Origin of the sequence: Nonomuraea sp. NPDC005983 (assembly GCF_040614375.1) — a bacterium.
GTDB lineage: Bacteria > Actinomycetota > Actinomycetes > Streptosporangiales > Streptosporangiaceae > Nonomuraea.
In genome coordinates this window covers 12,124-27,859 of record NZ_JBEXUP010000073.1, presented here as the reverse complement: position 1 = coordinate 27,859, position 15,736 = coordinate 12,124, and the positions used below count along the sequence as shown (strand labels likewise).

16 protein-coding genes, 2 pseudogenes and 1 riboswitch are annotated in these 15,736 nt (G+C 67.5%); of the genes and pseudogenes, 4 read left to right on the top strand and 14 right to left on the bottom strand.

What is annotated here, in order from left to right; genetic code table 11:
• The first annotated feature begins 106 nt into the window (after positions 1 to 106).
• Both ABZ297_RS28160 and ABZ297_RS28155 read left to right on the top strand, forming a co-directional pair.
• The gene (locus tag ABZ297_RS28160) at positions 107 to 1,168 is read left to right on the top strand and encodes an integrase core domain-containing protein (protein ID WP_355351747.1); all 1,062 of its coding nucleotides are present in this window, start codon (positions 107 to 109) and stop codon (positions 1,166 to 1,168) included.
• A 288-nt stretch (positions 1,169 to 1,456) separates the two neighbouring features.
• Positions 1,457 to 2,146: a DJ-1/PfpI family protein gene (locus ABZ297_RS28155; RefSeq protein WP_355351745.1), complete on the top strand. Its 690-nt coding sequence runs from the start codon at positions 1,457 to 1,459 to the stop codon at positions 2,144 to 2,146.
• 7 nt (positions 2,147 to 2,153) lie between these two features.
• Here the strand turns inward: ABZ297_RS28155 and ABZ297_RS28150 are convergent, their stop codons facing one another.
• From ABZ297_RS28150 to ABZ297_RS28125, 6 genes and pseudogenes are all read right to left on the bottom strand, one after another.
• A complete protein-coding gene (locus ABZ297_RS28150) occupies positions 2,154 to 2,297 on the bottom strand; it encodes a hypothetical protein (protein ID WP_355351743.1) in 144 nt (47 codons plus the stop codon).
• A 23-nt stretch (positions 2,298 to 2,320) separates the two neighbouring features.
• Entirely contained in the window at positions 2,321 to 2,581 is a 261-nt protein-coding gene (locus ABZ297_RS28145; protein ID WP_355351776.1) for a hypothetical protein, read from the bottom strand.
• Positions 2,582 to 2,676: 95 nt separating this feature from the next.
• Positions 2,677 to 2,766 (bottom strand): annotated as a pseudogene (locus ABZ297_RS28140) (hypothetical protein); the annotation flags it as partial.
• Between the two features lie 459 nt (positions 2,767 to 3,225).
• Positions 3,226 to 3,852: a sigma-70 family RNA polymerase sigma factor gene (locus ABZ297_RS28135; RefSeq protein ID WP_355351741.1), complete on the bottom strand. Its 627-nt coding sequence runs from the start codon at positions 3,850 to 3,852 to the stop codon at positions 3,226 to 3,228.
• A gap of 717 nt (positions 3,853 to 4,569) precedes the next feature.
• Positions 4,570 to 5,133 (bottom strand): MFS transporter, encoded by a 564-nt coding sequence (locus ABZ297_RS28130; protein ID WP_355351739.1) that lies wholly within the window; start codon positions 5,131 to 5,133, stop codon positions 4,570 to 4,572.
• Between the two features lie 359 nt (positions 5,134 to 5,492).
• Complete coding sequence (locus ABZ297_RS28125) at positions 5,493 to 6,035, bottom strand: CU044_5270 family protein (RefSeq protein WP_355351737.1); 543 nt, start codon at positions 6,033 to 6,035, stop codon at positions 5,493 to 5,495.
• Positions 6,036 to 6,109: 74 nt separating this feature from the next.
• On the opposite strand from ABZ297_RS28125, the gene ABZ297_RS28120 reads away from it, so the two are divergent.
• The gene (locus ABZ297_RS28120; RefSeq protein ID WP_355351780.1) at positions 6,110 to 6,373 is read left to right on the top strand and encodes a hypothetical protein; all 264 of its coding nucleotides are present in this window, start codon (positions 6,110 to 6,112) and stop codon (positions 6,371 to 6,373) included.
• A 175-nt stretch (positions 6,374 to 6,548) separates the two neighbouring features.
• Here the strand turns inward: ABZ297_RS28120 and ABZ297_RS28115 are convergent.
• Positions 6,549 to 6,632, bottom strand: a pseudogene (locus ABZ297_RS28115) (ATP cone domain-containing protein); the annotation flags it as partial.
• A 174-nt stretch (positions 6,633 to 6,806) separates the two neighbouring features.
• Positions 6,807 to 7,013, bottom strand: a riboswitch (cobalamin riboswitch).
• 156 nt (positions 7,014 to 7,169) lie between these two features.
• Complete coding sequence (locus ABZ297_RS28110; RefSeq protein ID WP_355351735.1) at positions 7,170 to 7,490, bottom strand: hypothetical protein; 321 nt, start codon at positions 7,488 to 7,490, stop codon at positions 7,170 to 7,172.
• A 144-nt stretch (positions 7,491 to 7,634) separates the two neighbouring features.
• Here ABZ297_RS28110 and ABZ297_RS28105 point away from each other — a divergent pair, with 144 nt between their 5' ends.
• Positions 7,635 to 8,699, top strand: coding sequence for an integrase core domain-containing protein (locus ABZ297_RS28105; protein ID WP_355351733.1), 1,065 nt, complete (start codon positions 7,635 to 7,637; stop codon positions 8,697 to 8,699).
• A 63-nt stretch (positions 8,700 to 8,762) separates the two neighbouring features.
• Here ABZ297_RS28105 and ABZ297_RS28100 read toward each other — a convergent pair whose 3' ends face one another.
• The 6 genes from ABZ297_RS28100 to ABZ297_RS28075 all read right to left on the bottom strand — a co-directional run bounded on the left by ABZ297_RS28100 (position 8,763) and on the right by ABZ297_RS28075 (position 15,736).
• The gene (locus ABZ297_RS28100; protein WP_355351731.1) at positions 8,763 to 9,203 is read right to left on the bottom strand and encodes a nuclear transport factor 2 family protein; all 441 of its coding nucleotides are present in this window, start codon (positions 9,201 to 9,203) and stop codon (positions 8,763 to 8,765) included.
• Positions 9,200 to 9,799 (bottom strand): hypothetical protein, encoded by a 600-nt coding sequence (locus tag ABZ297_RS28095; RefSeq protein WP_355351728.1) that lies wholly within the window; start codon positions 9,797 to 9,799, stop codon positions 9,200 to 9,202. The genes ABZ297_RS28100 and ABZ297_RS28095 overlap by 4 nt, the downstream gene beginning before the upstream one ends.
• A 13-nt stretch (positions 9,800 to 9,812) precedes the next feature.
• Positions 9,813 to 10,634, bottom strand: a complete 822-nt coding sequence (locus ABZ297_RS28090) for an SDR family NAD(P)-dependent oxidoreductase (RefSeq protein WP_355351726.1) — start codon at positions 10,632 to 10,634, stop codon at positions 9,813 to 9,815.
• Positions 10,635 to 10,664: 30 nt separating this feature from the next.
• Positions 10,665 to 12,038 (bottom strand): hypothetical protein, encoded by a 1,374-nt coding sequence (locus tag ABZ297_RS28085; RefSeq protein ID WP_355351724.1) that lies wholly within the window; start codon positions 12,036 to 12,038, stop codon positions 10,665 to 10,667.
• Positions 12,035 to 12,745 (bottom strand): helix-turn-helix domain-containing protein, encoded by a 711-nt coding sequence (locus ABZ297_RS28080; protein WP_355351722.1) that lies wholly within the window; start codon positions 12,743 to 12,745, stop codon positions 12,035 to 12,037. The genes ABZ297_RS28085 and ABZ297_RS28080 overlap by 4 nt, the downstream gene beginning before the upstream one ends.
• Before the next feature lie 237 nt (positions 12,746 to 12,982).
• Positions 12,983 to 15,736, bottom strand: a complete 2,754-nt coding sequence (locus ABZ297_RS28075; protein WP_355351720.1) for a family 20 glycosylhydrolase — start codon at positions 15,734 to 15,736, stop codon at positions 12,983 to 12,985.

Below are 15,736 nucleotides of genomic sequence, written 5' to 3'. Positions count from 1 at the left end.
GTGACCTCCCTGAAGGGTGTCAATACTCCGTTCACGGCTGTGATCTGCGGGTTTGTCCCGGCTTCTTGGTCGAAGCAGTGGTCAAGGTCGGGCATGCTCGAGGCTCGTGGCGCTTCGTCTCTTCTATTTGATCTTCTGTCGCATCGTGGGCTGGTTGGCACTGCTGGCTCGTGGCGACGCGTCCAAGGCCTTGGAGATCCTCATACTGCGGCATGAGGTAGCAGTGCTGCGCCGTCAAGTGGGCCGTCCGAGGCTGTCGTGGGCGGATCGAGCGATTCTGTCCGCACTGGCTCAGGGACTGTCGGCGGCGCTCCGCACTCATCGATTGGTGACGCCTGGGACGCTGCTGCGTTGGCACCGGCGTCTGATGGCGCGTCACTGGACCTTCCCGGACCGGGGAGTGGGACGGCCTGCGACCGATCCGGCGGTCGTGGCGTTGATTCAGAGGCTGGCGCGGGAGAATCCGCGCTGGGGTTACGAGCGTATCCGCGGCGAACTGCGGTATCTGGGCCATCGGGTCAGCGGTGCGACGGTCCACCGCATCCTGAAACGAGCACGCCTGGGGCCGGCGCCGCGACGTGCCGATGACCGATGGCGCGATTTCCTCCGCGCCCATGCCGCGGGCACGCTGGCCTGTGATTTCTTCACGGTGGACACCGTCACGCTGCGCCGGTTGTACGTCTTCTTCGTGGTGGAGGTCGGCACTCGGTTCGTGCACGTGCTGGGCGTGACCGCCCGCCCTGATGGTGCGTGGGTTGCCCAGCACGCCCGTAACCTTCTCGCCGATCTGAAGGACCGGGCCGGGACGTTCCGAGTTCTGATTCGGGATCGGGATGCGAAGTTCACCGACAGCTTCGATGAGGTTTTCGCAGGCGACGACATTCACGTGCTGAAGATCCCGCCGCGGTCGCCTCGCGCGAACGCGTTTGCCGAGCGATGGGTGCGGACCGCACGCGCGGAGTGCACCGATAGGCTGCTGATCTTCGACGAGTGGCACCTTCGTACTGTGCTGGACGAATATGCCGATCATTACAATCGGCACCGGCCGCACCGCTCCCTCGGCCTTCGAGCGCCCACCGGGTTCGACGTGATTCCGCTGCCGGTGGGCCGGATCGAGCGCCGTCAAGTCCTCGGCGGGCTGATCAGCGAGTACCAGCGAGCTGGCTGACCAAGGGAGTGCAGTCATGAAATACGCAGGTCAGGGCCCTGGGCCTAGTTTTGACACCCTTCAGGCTTCGCTGTGACCCTCGGGGCCGCGATCTCGCTCGGCGAACCCACAGCGCCGGGCCAGGGACCGATCGGAATGGCCGGCTCGATGACCGACACCAGTTCCCGGGGAACTTTTGCAGCGGCTCATGCGACCACTGGGAGACAGCCTCAAGAAAGTTGGACCATGAACAGAAGATCGATCCTGAAAGCGGCAGCCGTCAGCGGTGTGGGGGCGAGTCTGGGAGCGATGGGCTTGGAAACGCCGGAGGCGGTCGCATCGCCGCGGCGCGGGATGCAGGTGGCGATCCTGCTGTACGACGGCTTCACCGCGCTGGACGCGGTGGGACCGTACGAGGTGCTGTGCCGGGTGCCCGACACATCGGTGGTCACCGTGGCCAAACGGGTGGGCCCAGTGCGCACCGACACCGGAGTGCTCGGCCTGGTCGCCGACCGCGCGCTGCACCAGGTGCGCCAGGCGGACGTGCTGCTCGTGCCGGGCGCGGGCAACCGCGGTGTCATCGCCGCCATGGAGGACGCGGAAATCGTGGACTGGGTACGCCGCCTGCACAAGCACACGACCTGGACGACGTCCGTGTGCACCGGCGCGTTGATTCTGGGCACCGCCGGGCTGCTGCGCGGCGTGCCCGCCACCACGTACTGGGCGTCCCGCACCTATCTGGAGACCACGTTCGGCGCCCTACCCGCGCCAGGCCGCTTCGTCGAGTCAGGGAAGATCATCACGGCTGCGGGGGTGTCCGCCGGCGTCGACATGGCGCTGCACCTGGCCGCCAAGCTCGCCGACGAGCGGACGGCGCAGGCGCTGCAACTGGCGATCGAGTACGACCCGCAGCCGCCCTTTGACACCGGCAGCCCTGAGAAGGCCGGACCCGACCTGCAGCAACTCGCCCTGAAACTTCTCGAGGACGCTGCCGTCTAACTGTGTGTCAGAACATCTGGCGAGCCGGTTCGACGTCCGACCGGTTGGGTTCGTCCAGGTACTCGGTGAGGAAGTCAGCGGTCGCCGGCGGCGGGGCGAAGCGGCGCAGCCGCAGGCTGTTGGAGACCACGAACACCGAGGACGATGCCATGGCGGCACCGGCGATGAGCGGGTTCAGCAGGGCGGCGACGTTGTAGCCGAACGCCGGATGAGATTGCCGCGGAGGGGCGCCAGTGTGGCGCGGGCCGGGGTCAGGGCGGTGGGCACGGTGTTCAGATCGTCGCAGATCAAGATGAGGTCGGCGGCGTCCGGCGCCATATCGGTGCCCTCGACCACGGCCAGGCCGAGGTCGGTGCGGGCCGGTGCCGGAGCGTCGTTGATGCCGTCGCCGACCATGGCAACGCGGTGCCCTTCGCTCTGGAGGCGGGCGACGATGGCCTGCTTGTCGCCCGCCTCACCTCGCCGCTGACCTCGACGATGCCGACCTGGTCGGCCACGGCTCGCGCGGTGGTGACGTTGTCACCGGTGAGCAGCAGGGTGTTCAACCCCAACGCGTGCAGTTCGTCGATCGCCTCGGCGGCCGAGGGCTTGATGACGTAGGCGAGGGCGAGCGCCCCCATGGCCGCGTCGTCGGCCGCGACGAGGACGCCGTGCAGCCCCGGCACGAACGCCATCCCCATGGACAGGTCCATCGGTGCCACGGCCAGCCTGATCGCGACCACCATGCGCCGTCCCAGCGTCCGCACCCGCCGGTCGTCGATATCGTCCGGGGCGTCGGAGGAGTGCGGCGTGTACGGTTCCGCGTTGTCGCCGGTCCGCTCGATCTCCCGGATCAGCTCCTCAACCGAGACATCGCCAGCCTGGATGGTCGCCTTCTCGGTCACGTAGTTGACGCTGGCGTTCACCCCCTATCCGGTTGAGCTCGCGTTCCACCCGTGCGGCCCAGGACGCGCAAGTCATCGCGCCGATGACGAGCTGGATCGTAGGTGTCATGCGGCTTCCTGCGTGTTGTGATCAGACGTTCGAAGCCAGTTGACGCGGTGGGGCCGGAGCCGTGTGTCCGGCCCCACCGCGGGTGATCAGGCGGCGGCGAGCCAGGATGCGGACAGCTGGTGCCGGGCCCGCGCCACCCTGGATCGCACCGTGCCCACCGGGCAGCCGAGCAGTTCGGCGGCCTCGGCGTACCGCAGCCCCAGGATCTGGGTCAGCACGAAAGCGCGTCGGCGTTCCGGCGGTACTTCGGCCAGCAGTTCGGCCAGATCCACCGCGTCCTGCGCGCCGGGCAGGTCATGCGGCTGGCACCGTTCCACGGCCGCCTGCCAATCGGCCAGATCCGCCACCACGGGCCGCGCTCGCGCTGCCCGGAACCGGTCGACGACCACGCGACGGGCAATGGACAGCAACCATGCTCTGGCCGACGACTCTCCGGCGAATCCGGGAAGGCTGCGCAGAACGCGAAGGAACGTCTCCTGGGTGAGGTCATCGGCGGACTGCACATCGGTCAAGTACGCCAGGAATCGGCGCAGATCGCCGTACACCGCCCGGGCAAAGGCCTCCACGTCGGCGGGGTCACCGTCGCGGGCGGCCAAGGCGAGCAAGGTCAAGCGGCGGTCGTCGGCGGCGCGCTCATCGGTGACAACAGGATTCAAACCAATCACTCCCTGAGTGACAAGAGGAAGAACCGTCTGCGGCGGAGAAAGGGACATGGGGATACGTCTGGCAGGTAGCGTCCGTGCTGACTGGAGTGGCGGCCTTCTCGGCCCTGAAGCAACCCGCGGCCGTACAACGGCAGCACCAAGCGCCCGGCACACCGATAGAGGGGCCACGCAACCACGCCGAGATAGTCCCTCCGGCTCGCCCAGCCTGGGCTGGGTGTGCCACTGGTGGCCGGCAGCTCACCTCCGACAGGCGTGATGCTGCGGGCACGGCCCTTCAGGTTCGGGCGTAAATGACTCCGTTGAGGCGTACCTCGATAACCGGGCGGAGCGAGTCCGTCCGGTGCAGCGAAGAGAGCATCTCCACGCCCGGGACGAGACCGGGGTGCACATGCCTGCCGGGCACGCCCGCGTGGAGGAAGAAGAAGACCCGAGTCCCCCGCTGGCGGCACGTCACCGGGAAGACTGCGACGAATGAGACCGCCAGAGCGGTCACCGCCATTGGCTTGGCCATGCTCCCGCCCCCGAACAGGTGGGCCGATGTGCCCAGGCCGGAGCACATCGCGGCGAAAGCCGTGACGCGACTCAGGCGGAACATCACTTCAGCGGACATCACTGGCAGTCGCTCCAGGGCGGGCGGAGACGGTCGCGCCGACCACGTGCGACTGTCTTGAGGCGTGCCGCGACAGGCGACAGGTGTTCGACATGCCTTGTGCACGAGCACGTCGGCTACGCGAGAATCCCCCGACAGACTGGCGGGGACAGTCGTCAGTGAACGCTCAGCAGTGCCGGCGGCCCACGCCGCCGGATTGCCCGGACAGGTTCAGGGCCCCGGTGCACCTTCGCCTCGGCGACGAGCACGACGCCGACCGGGGTCGTCAACGGCTCGACCGCCCCAACGAGCAGCCGACGCAGCTTGGGCAGCGGAGCCAGCCCCCACAGCCGCACCATCAGCCAGAACGCGCTCTCTCCTCGGTGCAGCCACCATCCGCTCACCACCGCGACCACGAGGTGCGCCACGGTCATGCCGACGCCCGGAGTACCTCCATGCGCGTGATCTGCGTACATCACGGAGGCTGAAGCACTGCGGGTGAACAACTCATGCAGCAGGAGCTGAGCACCCGCCGTCACTCCGATGATGACCTCAGGCCCACGCTCTCGTCCGCTCAGCATGAAACCCAGGCCAAATGCCGTCAACAGGGCGCTGAACAATGTCGGCACCGTGACCGGAGCGCCTCCGGCGAGAACATGGCCGCCCGCGGACACGACCACGCACACCGCGGCAAAGACAGCGGCGCGTGCCAGGCGCGAGACCCGTTCCAGGGCGGACACGGCACTCATCCTTCCAGCTCGACGACTCGGTAAGAGAACCGCCCCTCTACCGAGCTTCCTTCTCTCAGCTCGGGAGTGTAGGAGCCTGATGACGAAGGCTTACATGGGCCATAGAGGGCTGCTCCGATCTTGTTTGATGTTTCCGCGGCGGCGGGTTCGCGGCCGTGGGCGGCGAACAGGACGAGGGCTCACGAGCGGTCGTCGGCGGGCGGGCCGCCGTCGGGACGGGCGACACCGAGGCCGGTGACGCGAGGGCCGTCGGCGCCCAGGATCACCCTGGCGGATGTCAGCGCCCCGTGCACCGCCCCGGCCTCGTGGATCGCCGCCGACGCCGTGGCGGTGGCCGCTCCGGACGAGTGTCAGCGCGTGACCTGAGGGGCACGGTCGACGACCGAGACCTTGAGCTCTGCGCTGGACTCCAGGACGCTCCCGACCGGGGCTTTGGCCTGTGCTTCGTCGACGACGACTGAGCGCTTGCCAAGGTACCGGTAGGTGTCCCGGTCGAAGATGTACTCCTCACGGACGCCGCCGATGGTCTTGGCGGCGGCGATGCCCGTGCGGCTCGCCGCGTCCACGGCATGGTCCACCGTGGTGACCCCGAGGATGGCAGCGGCGGCCCGGTACAGCGCGGCTCGCTGCGCCGCGGGCAGGTATGCCTCCGACAGCAGACCGCCGACCCGCGACCACGCCTCGACGTCGGCCTTGGCGTCGGTGCCGAGACCGGTGTAGAGGTGCTCGTACATCTTCTGCGGATCGGTGGGCAGAGCGCTGACGTAGGCGTAGTCGCTGCGCAGGTACTCCGGCCTGAGATCGAAGTCGGCGAGTCGCTCCGGGCGGCCGGTGGAGTTGTGGTCGTATGCCTCCGGCGGGATCGGCCAGCCCGGGTAGGGCTTGGGCTCCAACGGCCTGTACTGCAACCTGTCCGGTGCCAGAACTGGTGCAGAGGTTCTGACCTGGTCTTCTAGGCTCGGCTCTCGTGCTGTTTCGCCTTCTGTATCTGCTGGTAGTCAGGGTGTTCGGTTGGCTAATGCTGCTCACCCGGGGCAGCGCTTCCAAAGCGGTGGAGATCTTGGTGTTGCGGCATGAGGTCGCGGTGCTGCGTCGCCAGGTCACCCAGCCCAGGCCGGATTGGGCCGATCGGGCGTTGCTGGCCGCGCTGGCCAGGCTGTTACCTGCTCGCCTTCGGCTGCATCGCATTGTGACGCCTGGCACGGGCACGAGCTGGCCAGACTGGAGATGAGGGCGGACATGTTCTGCACCCTAGACGCACCGGGGTCCGTGTGATCATCTTTTGAGCTGGAACTACCGGAACTGCTGGATGACTGGCTAATCGCAAGCAAAACCGCAGGCACCACGCATTGCGCGACCTGGCTCACCCGGGCATGTCGTTCGCCCAGCGGATCGATGTTGGTGAGACCGGTCGCCCAGTGCTCCACCGCCCGGACGATCTTGTTGACGTCGACGGGTTCCGCTCTGCCGTTTCGCTTGCGCACCTGCATCTGCGCTCTTCTCGGCGACGGCTGGTCCCCGCCGGCAGGCGCCGTACTGGTCAGGTCTGTCGATGATTCCCCAGTGACCGTCAGAGCTCTCTCCTCGCGAGCTCGGTCGTGAACCGAAAGTCCGCGCAGGAGGCTACGGCAAGGGACACTGCATAACCCTCGCACCGGTGCCGTCGACCGTCCCGCGCAACCGGCAGGTCGTCGGACTCGTGTGCGTCGCACAGGCTCCTCATGGCCGTCGCAACCTGGGCACGTGGCCCAGTGCGTTCTGGCGGCGGTCGTTCCCACTCACCGCTGCGGGGCAGTCCCGGAGTTCCCCCGGATTCCCTCTTACCTCGGCCGCCCTGGATGGGCGGCCGAACCAACTGCGAGGGACACCATATATAGAGGTGGTGGAGAAAGTCACACCCAACATCTTGTGCTTCTGGGGCGTGTCGCTCCCCGCCCGCCGTTCACCTGCGGCTGGCCGGCGGGCGGGGATGCGCTACTCCTGCACGGCCCTGGGCGGGCCATGCCAACCTCCTTCAGCCAGCCGGGTCAGCGCTTGATGTCGTAGCTGTGGCCGACGACCCTGGGGTGAGAGCTCGGGCACCAGGCGGAGGCCTGACGGTCCTCGGGTGCGCCCGCGTTCACCTTCCAGGGGCCGTAGACCTTCTTCTTCGCCGTGCCCTTGGCGCACGTCGCGACCGCCCGGACGTACCCCCCGCCCGTCGTGCACCGGGCCCACGAGTAGGCGTGCCGGTAGCCGATGCCGCTATCGCAGCCACTCGGGAGGGGTTCGGCCTGGGCGGGGAGCGATATCAGAGCCGCAGCGACAGGGAGAACGGACAGGATGGCGAGTTTCTGGATCTTGTTCACATCGGGGTTTGACGCCACGGTCGTGACAAATGTTCGGCAACTTCTTTCACGTTGATTCTGAGCATGTACCGCTTCATAACTCATCGCGTGGTGCCTGATCTGCGGCTTTGACCTTCAGATGTCGTGTGGGCAAGATCCCTGCCTGTGCTGGTTCGTCTGCTGTATCTGACCTTGATTCGGGTGTTCGGCTGGCTGGTGTTGCTGGGTCGTAGCCAGGCGTCCAAGGATGTCGAGATCACGGTGCTCCGGCATGAGGTTGCCGTGTTGAAGCGTCAGGTCGTCCGTCCGAAGCCGGACTGGGCCGATCGGGCGTTCTTGGCGGCCTTGGCGCGCTTCCTGCCGTCGGTGCTGCGAGCTCATCGGCTGGTCACCCCCGGAACCCTATTGGCCTGGCATCGTCGTTTGATCAAACGCGCATGGACCTACCCACACCGCGCCGGCCGTCCTGCGATGAGCAAGGAGGTGCGGGAGCTGGTTCTCCGCGTGGCACGAGAGAACCCTAGGTGGGGGTACCGGCGGGTCCACGGCGAACTGGCTCGGCTCGGCGTGCAGGTCAGCGAGGCGACCGTGCGACGAATCCTGCGTTCACGTCGGCAGCACGGCCCGGTGTCGCGAAACTTCGACACCTCTTGGCGGACGTTTCTACGGCTGCAAGCGAAAGGATTGCTCGCCTGCGGCTTCTTCCACATCGACACGATCTTCCTGAAACGCCTGTACGTGTTGTTCGTGATGGAGGTGGAAACACGACGCGTGCACATCCTGGGTGCCACTGCCCATCCCACCGAGGCTTGGACAGCTCAGCAGGCGAGAAATCTGCTCATGGACTACGGGCACCGGGCCAGGTCATTCCGGTTTCTCCTCCGTGACCGGGATACCAAGTTCACCGCCGTCTTCGACGAGGTCTTCACCAGTTTGGGCGTCACGGTGATGAAGACGCCGCCGCGGACACCTCGTGCCAACTGCTATGCCGAACGCTGGGTCCGAACCGTCCGAGCCGAATGCACCGACCGCATGCTGATCTACGACGAACGCCACTTGCGATCAGTCCTGAACGAATACGCCGAGCACTACAACAACCATCGCCCGCACCAGTCCCGCCAACAACGTCCTCCCGATCAAGATGAGCACGTCGTGGGGCCGCTGGAAGGCCGGATTCAGCGCCGAAAGGTGCTCGGCGGAGCCGTCAACGAGTACCACCGAGTCGCCTGACCAACCCCGAAGAGACACCAGCTCAAACCATGTGCACGAGTTCTGAAGCGGTACAGGCGGTGCTCAGGTCTGCTGGTGGGTGTTGGCGTAGCCGAGCGCGAGATACAGACGGTGACCGATCCGCCATCCGGCGTCGGTCCTGCGCCAGTCGTCGACGTACGTGCCGTGGGTGACGAGCGCGGGCCCGTCCCGATGCTGCCTGGTGGCGATCAGCGTCGCACGGGTGCGAGGCCGGTCGGCCGTGGTGTCGTCGAACACGATGCCGGAGACATGGTGCAGGACGTGACCGACCGTCGCCATCCGCGACTGGGCGAACTCGCGGAGCTCGTCCGAGCCCTGGAACACGGCACGCTGGTCCGGCTGGTCCACGAGGACGACCTCGAAGATTCCGTCGTCGGTGAACACTGCGACGAAGCCCTCGGCGTCACCGCTGTCGAAGGTGTGGGCGTAGCGGCCGATGGTCTCCTGGATCGCGCAGCGGTCCTCCAGGCCGAGGCCCGTCATTGCAGCTCGGCCTGCGGATCGTCCACGCCGATCCACCGGTTGATCGGGCCGGCGAGCAGGAAGCAGCCGTTCGGCCGCGTACGCCCGGTGCCCGTCTCCGTCAGTGTTGTCGCGGTCGCGACGTAGAGCCCGGTCGAGTAGCGCCGTACCTCGTCGATGAGATCGTTCTGGCCGACCTGGTTGTCGAACGCCCCGTACCGCATCATGAGCGAGGGCCTGCCGTCCACGTATGACTCGGCGATGTCGGTGGCGAACCTTCCCCTGCGGAGGTAGGTCTGGCTGACTCCGTCGCTCCCGAGCCGCCGGAAGACGTTGTATCCCTCGCTGGTGGTCCCGTCACTGCCCTTGAACGCCTTGCCCACCCAGGAGCCGCGCGAGGAGGTCTCCTCGTACAACTGGGCGATGGTCGCCCGGACCTCGTCCGGGGAGAGGTGCAGGATCGGGATGTAACCGGCGTACTCGCCGTCGAGCTCGCTCAGGTCCGGGGCCGGCAGCGTTTTCCACAGCGCGAGCAGTTCGGGATGGGGGAGCGCCAGCAGTTGCTGGACGCCGATCGCCGGGACCGGGTCGATCGGCTGGTCGGTGATGGTCGTCATCTGTGCTGTTCTCCTAGGCGTTCTGGGGGGTCTTGGCGGTGCTCGGCCGGGCCTCGGGACCCGCCAGCCAGCCGCCGTCAATGGTGTAGACGCTGCCGCTGATGAACGATGAGCTGTCGCTCGCCAGGAACGCCACCAGGTTCGCGACCTCCTCGCTGCGGCCGGCCCGCCCGAGCGGGAAGCGGCTGCCGACGTCGCGCTCCTCGCCCATCTTCCGCATCATCTCGTTGCTGGCGATGAACCCGGGGCAGATGGCGTTGACCCGGATGCCGCTCGGCCCGAGCTCCATGGCGGCCGTCTTGACCAGCCCCAGTACGCCGTGCTTCGCCGCCGAGTACGCCGCCGCCATTCGTACGCCGATCAGGCCGGCCGTCGAGGAGGTGACCACGATCGAGCCGCCACCCACGTCGAGCATGGCCCGGCCCGCCGCCTGCAGACCGAGCAGGACTCCGCGCAGGCAGACCGCCATCGTCCGGTCCCACGCGTCCAAGGAGTACTCAAGGACGGTTGAGGGCACCCCGGTTCCGGCATTGAGGTGCGCGATGTGCACGGCGCCGTAACGTGTGATGGTCTCGCGGACCATCGCGTCGTTGTCCTCGGGCAACGTGACGTCAGTCCGGATCCCGAACGCGTCGCCGCCTGCCGCGACGATCTTCTCGGCCGTACGGTGCGCGCTGTCACCGTCGAGGTCCGCGCAGCACACGCGCGCTCCCTGGGCGGCCAGCGTCGCCGCGGACGCCGCGCCGATGCCCGATCCGGCGCCCGTCACGACGGCCACCCGCCCGTCGAGCGTTACGTTCGCCTGCGGTCCTGTCGTCGTCGATGTTGTGGTCATCTATCGCTTCCTCTCCATGGTGAGTGGTGATCACGGCTTGGCCAGCGGGATGACCCTGCGGAACTTGCCGCCGGGCTCCTGCTGGGGTGCTTCGCCGGAGCGTTCGAGGGTGACGTCGCCGGCCCCGTGCTCTCCGAGGAGCTGGGTGAGGTCGGCGAACACTGCCCGCCACACGTGGTCTGGGTCGGCGCCGCCGGCGAGCTTGAGGCGTACACGCAGCGTGCCGGGCGCGGTCTGGACGATCTGAAACATCTCGACGCCGGTCGTGCGATCCATCAACGTGCCGAAGACCATCGGTGACATGTTCACCGTTGATCCGTCTCGAGCGGGGAACGTGAGCAGGTCCGCGGAGCGGCCCTGCACCCGCAGCGCCGGGAGAAGGTTGCCGCACGGGCAGGGATCGGGACGGAACATGACGCTGTCCCCGAGGTCGTACCGCAGGAACGGCTGAACCCGGTTCGCCAGGTTGCTGATCAGCACCGTGTGCGACTGCTGACCAGGCGGAACGGGCCGGTAGTCGGCGTCGACCGGCTCGACCACGGCCCAGTCGCTGTTGATGTGGTACCAGCCCTGCTCGCAGCCCATCCCCAGATAGCCGCACTCGGTGCACGCGTAGGCGGCTCGTACATTGGCATCGAACGCGGTGGCGAGCCGCTCCCGCGCCTCCGGCGTCAGTGTCTCCCCGCCGGGGATGATGAGCGCCGGACGGATGTGGAGCCGACCGGCGGCCTGTTCCCCGGCCAGCACCGTGAGCATGCCGGCGAAACCGCTGAGGATGGCGGGCTTGAACCGGTTGAGGTCGTCGACCAGCTCGGGCAGCGGTTGCCGGATCGAGAACACCTGCATCCGCCGACCGAGCCGCGGATGATCCAGCTGAAACCGGGCGGTGCCCGCGACCGTGTAGAAGTGCCCGCCGGGCGCGGTGACCACGGCGATACGGCCGCCGCCGGTGACCATGCGGAGGACGTCGCGGGCCTTCAGCACGCCACTGGCGCGGGACGCGAGCACGCCGTCGATCGAAAGGTTCTGCTCGTCCAGCACGAACAGCCCCCGTACACCGCTGGTGCCCGAACTCGTGGCCACCAGGTACTTGTCCAGGAACCGCGCCCCCACGCGAGCGGGGTCGGCCACGAACCTCTCGACCTGTTCCCTGGTCACCTCGCGGTCGGTGACCCAGTCGTCGAAGTGGCCCATCAGCAGTTTTTTGTTCGTGACCGGGAGTAACTCTGGGTCATCGACTTGGGCCGGCAGGTTTCGGTACAGCTCGCGGTAGTACGGCGAGCGGGCGCGGGCGTAGGCCACCATCTCGGTCAGCCGGGCTCGCTGCCGCCGTATGATCGCGTCGAGACCTCCCCGCATGTCATTTCGTGCGTCCCGGGTGAGCTGACGAGTGTTCACGGTCATGGCGTCCGCTGTTTCTTGTCGTAGGTGTAGATCTGGGCGCGGTACTGCGGCAGCGGCTCTTCCAGCAGCGCGATCGCCCGCTCCGCGACGGCTTCCAGCGCGTCGCGGCCGGGCGGCACCGGCGGCTCGAACGCATGCTTGACGGTGTACGCCAGCGCGTCGGCTCTCTGCCGCAGGTCGGAGTCGGCGGCGGGCGGGTCGAGCCAGTCCAGCAGGTAGAACCCGATGTTCGAGGCCGTCACCGTGTACACGAGGTCCGGCACGTCGGGACGGATCAGCCCGTGCTCGGCCAGCAGCCCGAACAGGCGATCCTGCATGAGCATTTCCCGGTTGTGCAGCCCGGGATCGAGCCCCATGCTCTCCAGCTCGGGCACCCCCCAGGTCGACAGCGCCCGCAGCACCGGCCGGCCCATGATGATGAGGAACGTGTTCGCCATCAGTTGATGCGGGAGCACGACCTCAGGATCGGCACGGAGCCTGGCCACCAGCTCCTCGACATAGGCGATCCCCTCTCGCAGGACCAGCGCCTCGAACAGCCGCCGCTTGGTGGGCCAGTGCAGGTAGACGGTCCCCTTCCCGATCGCCGCCCGCGTCGCCACATCCTCTACGGCCACCCTTCGGTAGCCGCGCTGGACCAGCAGTTCGACTGCCGCGTCCAAGATCCGGTCCCCCCGGGCGTCGGTACCGGCCGGCACATGGTCTGTCACGCCCCACCTCCCTGTCGACCTGTTGACTGGTTTCGGAATCGCGTCAACAAGTCAGAAAGCTATCACAGAGATCACGGGTTGGGCACTCGGGTATGCCGGATCCGTGATGCGGGGCGTTCATGGGTTCTCGGTGGTCAGATGAAGCGCCGGCACGGTGATCAACGTGTCACCGTGCCGGCGCTTCACCTGTCACGAGGGTCGAACCGGTGCGCCACATGCGGGCGGCGCGGGTTCGGCTCAGCTCGTCGAGGCTGCGTACTGAGCCCGGACCTGCTCCTCGGTCAGCGCTTGTGCGTAGACGGCGGCGTCGTCCACCGCTCCGTTGAGGGTGGTGCCGTTGAGCTGGCCGAAGTACGCCTGAGGCAGCGGGATGGTCTGCGGCAGTGTCTGGCGGCGCTCCCCGTCGACGTACAGGGTTGTGGCCGTGCCGTCGGAGACGAAGGTGAGCTGCGTCCATCGGCCCAGCGGTACCGCGTAGTCGAACGCGTAGTCCTTCACACCTACCTGGGTGAAGCCGACCTTGCCGCCAGTGCCGTACTGCTCCAGCTTGATGTTGCCCTGCCGGGAGCCCAGCAGGTTGGCGTCGTTCTGCGTTCCGTCCTTACGCACCCACTGGGTGTAGGTCCACGGTCCGGAGATGTCGAGGCCGCCGATGCCCAGCCCGTCACCTTGGCCCTTGAACTTCAACGCCTTGCCTGATCGGCCGTCGACGTAGGAGGGCAGAGCGTTGATCTGGGTCGACATGTGCAGGGATCCGGTTCCGTCGAGCACCGGCCGTACGTTCATGCCAGGCGCGCCATCGTGCCAGCCCTCGGGGTACGCCGCGGGCTCGAAGGAGTAGGTGTGGATCGGCTTGCCGTCGGTAGTGGGCTGCCGCGCTTCGAAGCCCTTCCACCCCGGCGCCTTGCCGATCTTGCGCTTCAGCTCGACGAACTCCGCGTAGGTGGTCGCAGGAGCGGCGTTGTGCCACATGGTGTTGCCGGCCGCGTCGCGCAACGGTGCGGAGTACTGGTCGGAGTACGCGTCCGGCGCCCACATCTGGTAGTCGTTCCACACGTGCACGACGCCGCCGAGCAGTTTGGGGCTCGCCTTGAGGCGCCAGGACGTGTGCGCCCACGCCGGGTTGCCGTAAAGCCTGTGCACCGCGTTGGCGGTGACGTAGAGGTTGCCCGACGACCCCGCTTGGATCAGGTCGTACGGTGCCAGCTCGGGGTCGTCGGCGTTGCCGAGCCAGTCCATGACGGTGACGTCGGTGGAGACCTTCTGCTCGGGGGCGCTGGAGTGCTCGAACCCGTTGTAGATGATCGAGCGTTTGCCCTTGGCGACGACGTGGTCGTTCACCTTGTTGACGTAGTCGTTGAACAGGTCGCCGAACGTGCTGTACCGCTCGGAGTTGTCGGCGAGGAACTTCTTCACCGCGGGGCAGTTGGCCAGGTTCGTCGGCATCTCGTCTCCGCCGAGATGGACGTACGGGCTGGAGAACCACGGCATGAACTCATCGAGGATCCGCTTGGCGGCGGTGACCGCCTCGGGCCGCATGATGTTCATCGCGAAGCTGGGGGTCACCCAGCCGTAGGTGTAGTCCTGGCCGCAGGAGTTGTCCGCCGTGGCGCCCGACCCATCGGGGTTGGGCCCGTGCCCCATGCCGACCTTGAAGTAGTCCGACACCGGGTCGGCGTGACCGGGGAACTCGAAGCCGGGGACCACCTGCACGTTGTTCTCCCGGCTGAGCTCGACGAACTCCTGGATCTGCTCGCGGGTGTAGGCGAACTTCTCCGAGGTGAGACCGGGCAGGTTGTCGCTGTGGAGGCGGAAGCCCTCCGGCTCCTCCAGGTGCAGCAGCAGCATGTTCTGCTTGGTCCAGCCCATCTCCCGGATGGTGTCCTTGATGTAGCCGGGCGACCAGTACTTACGCGCGGCGTCGATGGCGAACCACCGCTGCGGTTTGCTGGGGACGTCGACCGCCTGGCCTTTGGGCAGGCGGGCACGGCCCTCGTCCTGGCGCAGCAGTTGCAGCACCGACCGGCTGCCGTTGTAGAGGCCGGCGGTGGTGTTCGCCTCGATGGTGACGCGATCGTCGATGGTGAGCCGGTAGCCCTCGGGGCCCAGCTCGTTCTCCTCGACGAGCCGCAGGCGGATCCCGTGATCGCTTTCCCGTGCGCCCGTGCGGGCCTGCGCCGGCCGCCCGGTCACGGTCGTGAAGTCGGCGGCTGTCGTCTCGGCCACCTGGGCGAGCGTCCGGTCGGCGAGACCGGGCATCGTCACGCCGGTCGTCGACAGGGACTTCTGGTTCGCCGGATAGCTCACCCCGGCGTTCTCGGGAAGGGTGAACGTGCCGGAGCCCGCCGTCCAGCTCGACAGCTGCGGCACCACGCCCGGTACCGCAGCCGCGGCGGCCTTCTGGTCGTAGACCTCCACCTCCGCCAGGCTCAGCGGATCGGTCGCGGACTCGAGCTGGATCCGGAGGTAGCGCCCCTTGACGCCGCCCAGGTCGATGGCGCTCGGCGTTCCGGCCGTCGCCGCCTGCCGGATCGCGGTCACGCCGGGCGAGGACTTCGCCTCATCGAGGGTCTGCCCGCGGATCTCCTGCTCCGACGTCATCACCCAGTAGTTGCGCAGCCGGTCCGCGCAGCAGTCCGTCCGGTTGAAGATGCGCATCTCGGCCAGGTTGCGGGCGGTTCCCAGGTCCACCTGCCACCACGCCTGGTTGGACGGCTCGGCGGTGTGGGTCACCGAGCCCTGCCCGAACACGCCGCTGGTGTTGCCGTCCACCGCCCTTTCCGGCACTCCGCCCCAGCCGAGGCTGCTCTGGGTCACCGGCTTGCCCAACGCCAGGTTGACCGGCGCCACCTCGACCGTGTCGGAGGCGATCACCGTGCGCCCGGAGACAGACGCGGTCACGGTCACCGGCACCCTGCCGAGCGGAACACCAGCGGGAACGGTGACCTGCACGGGGAGTGTGGCCGTCTCACGCGGCTGAAGGGACGCCAC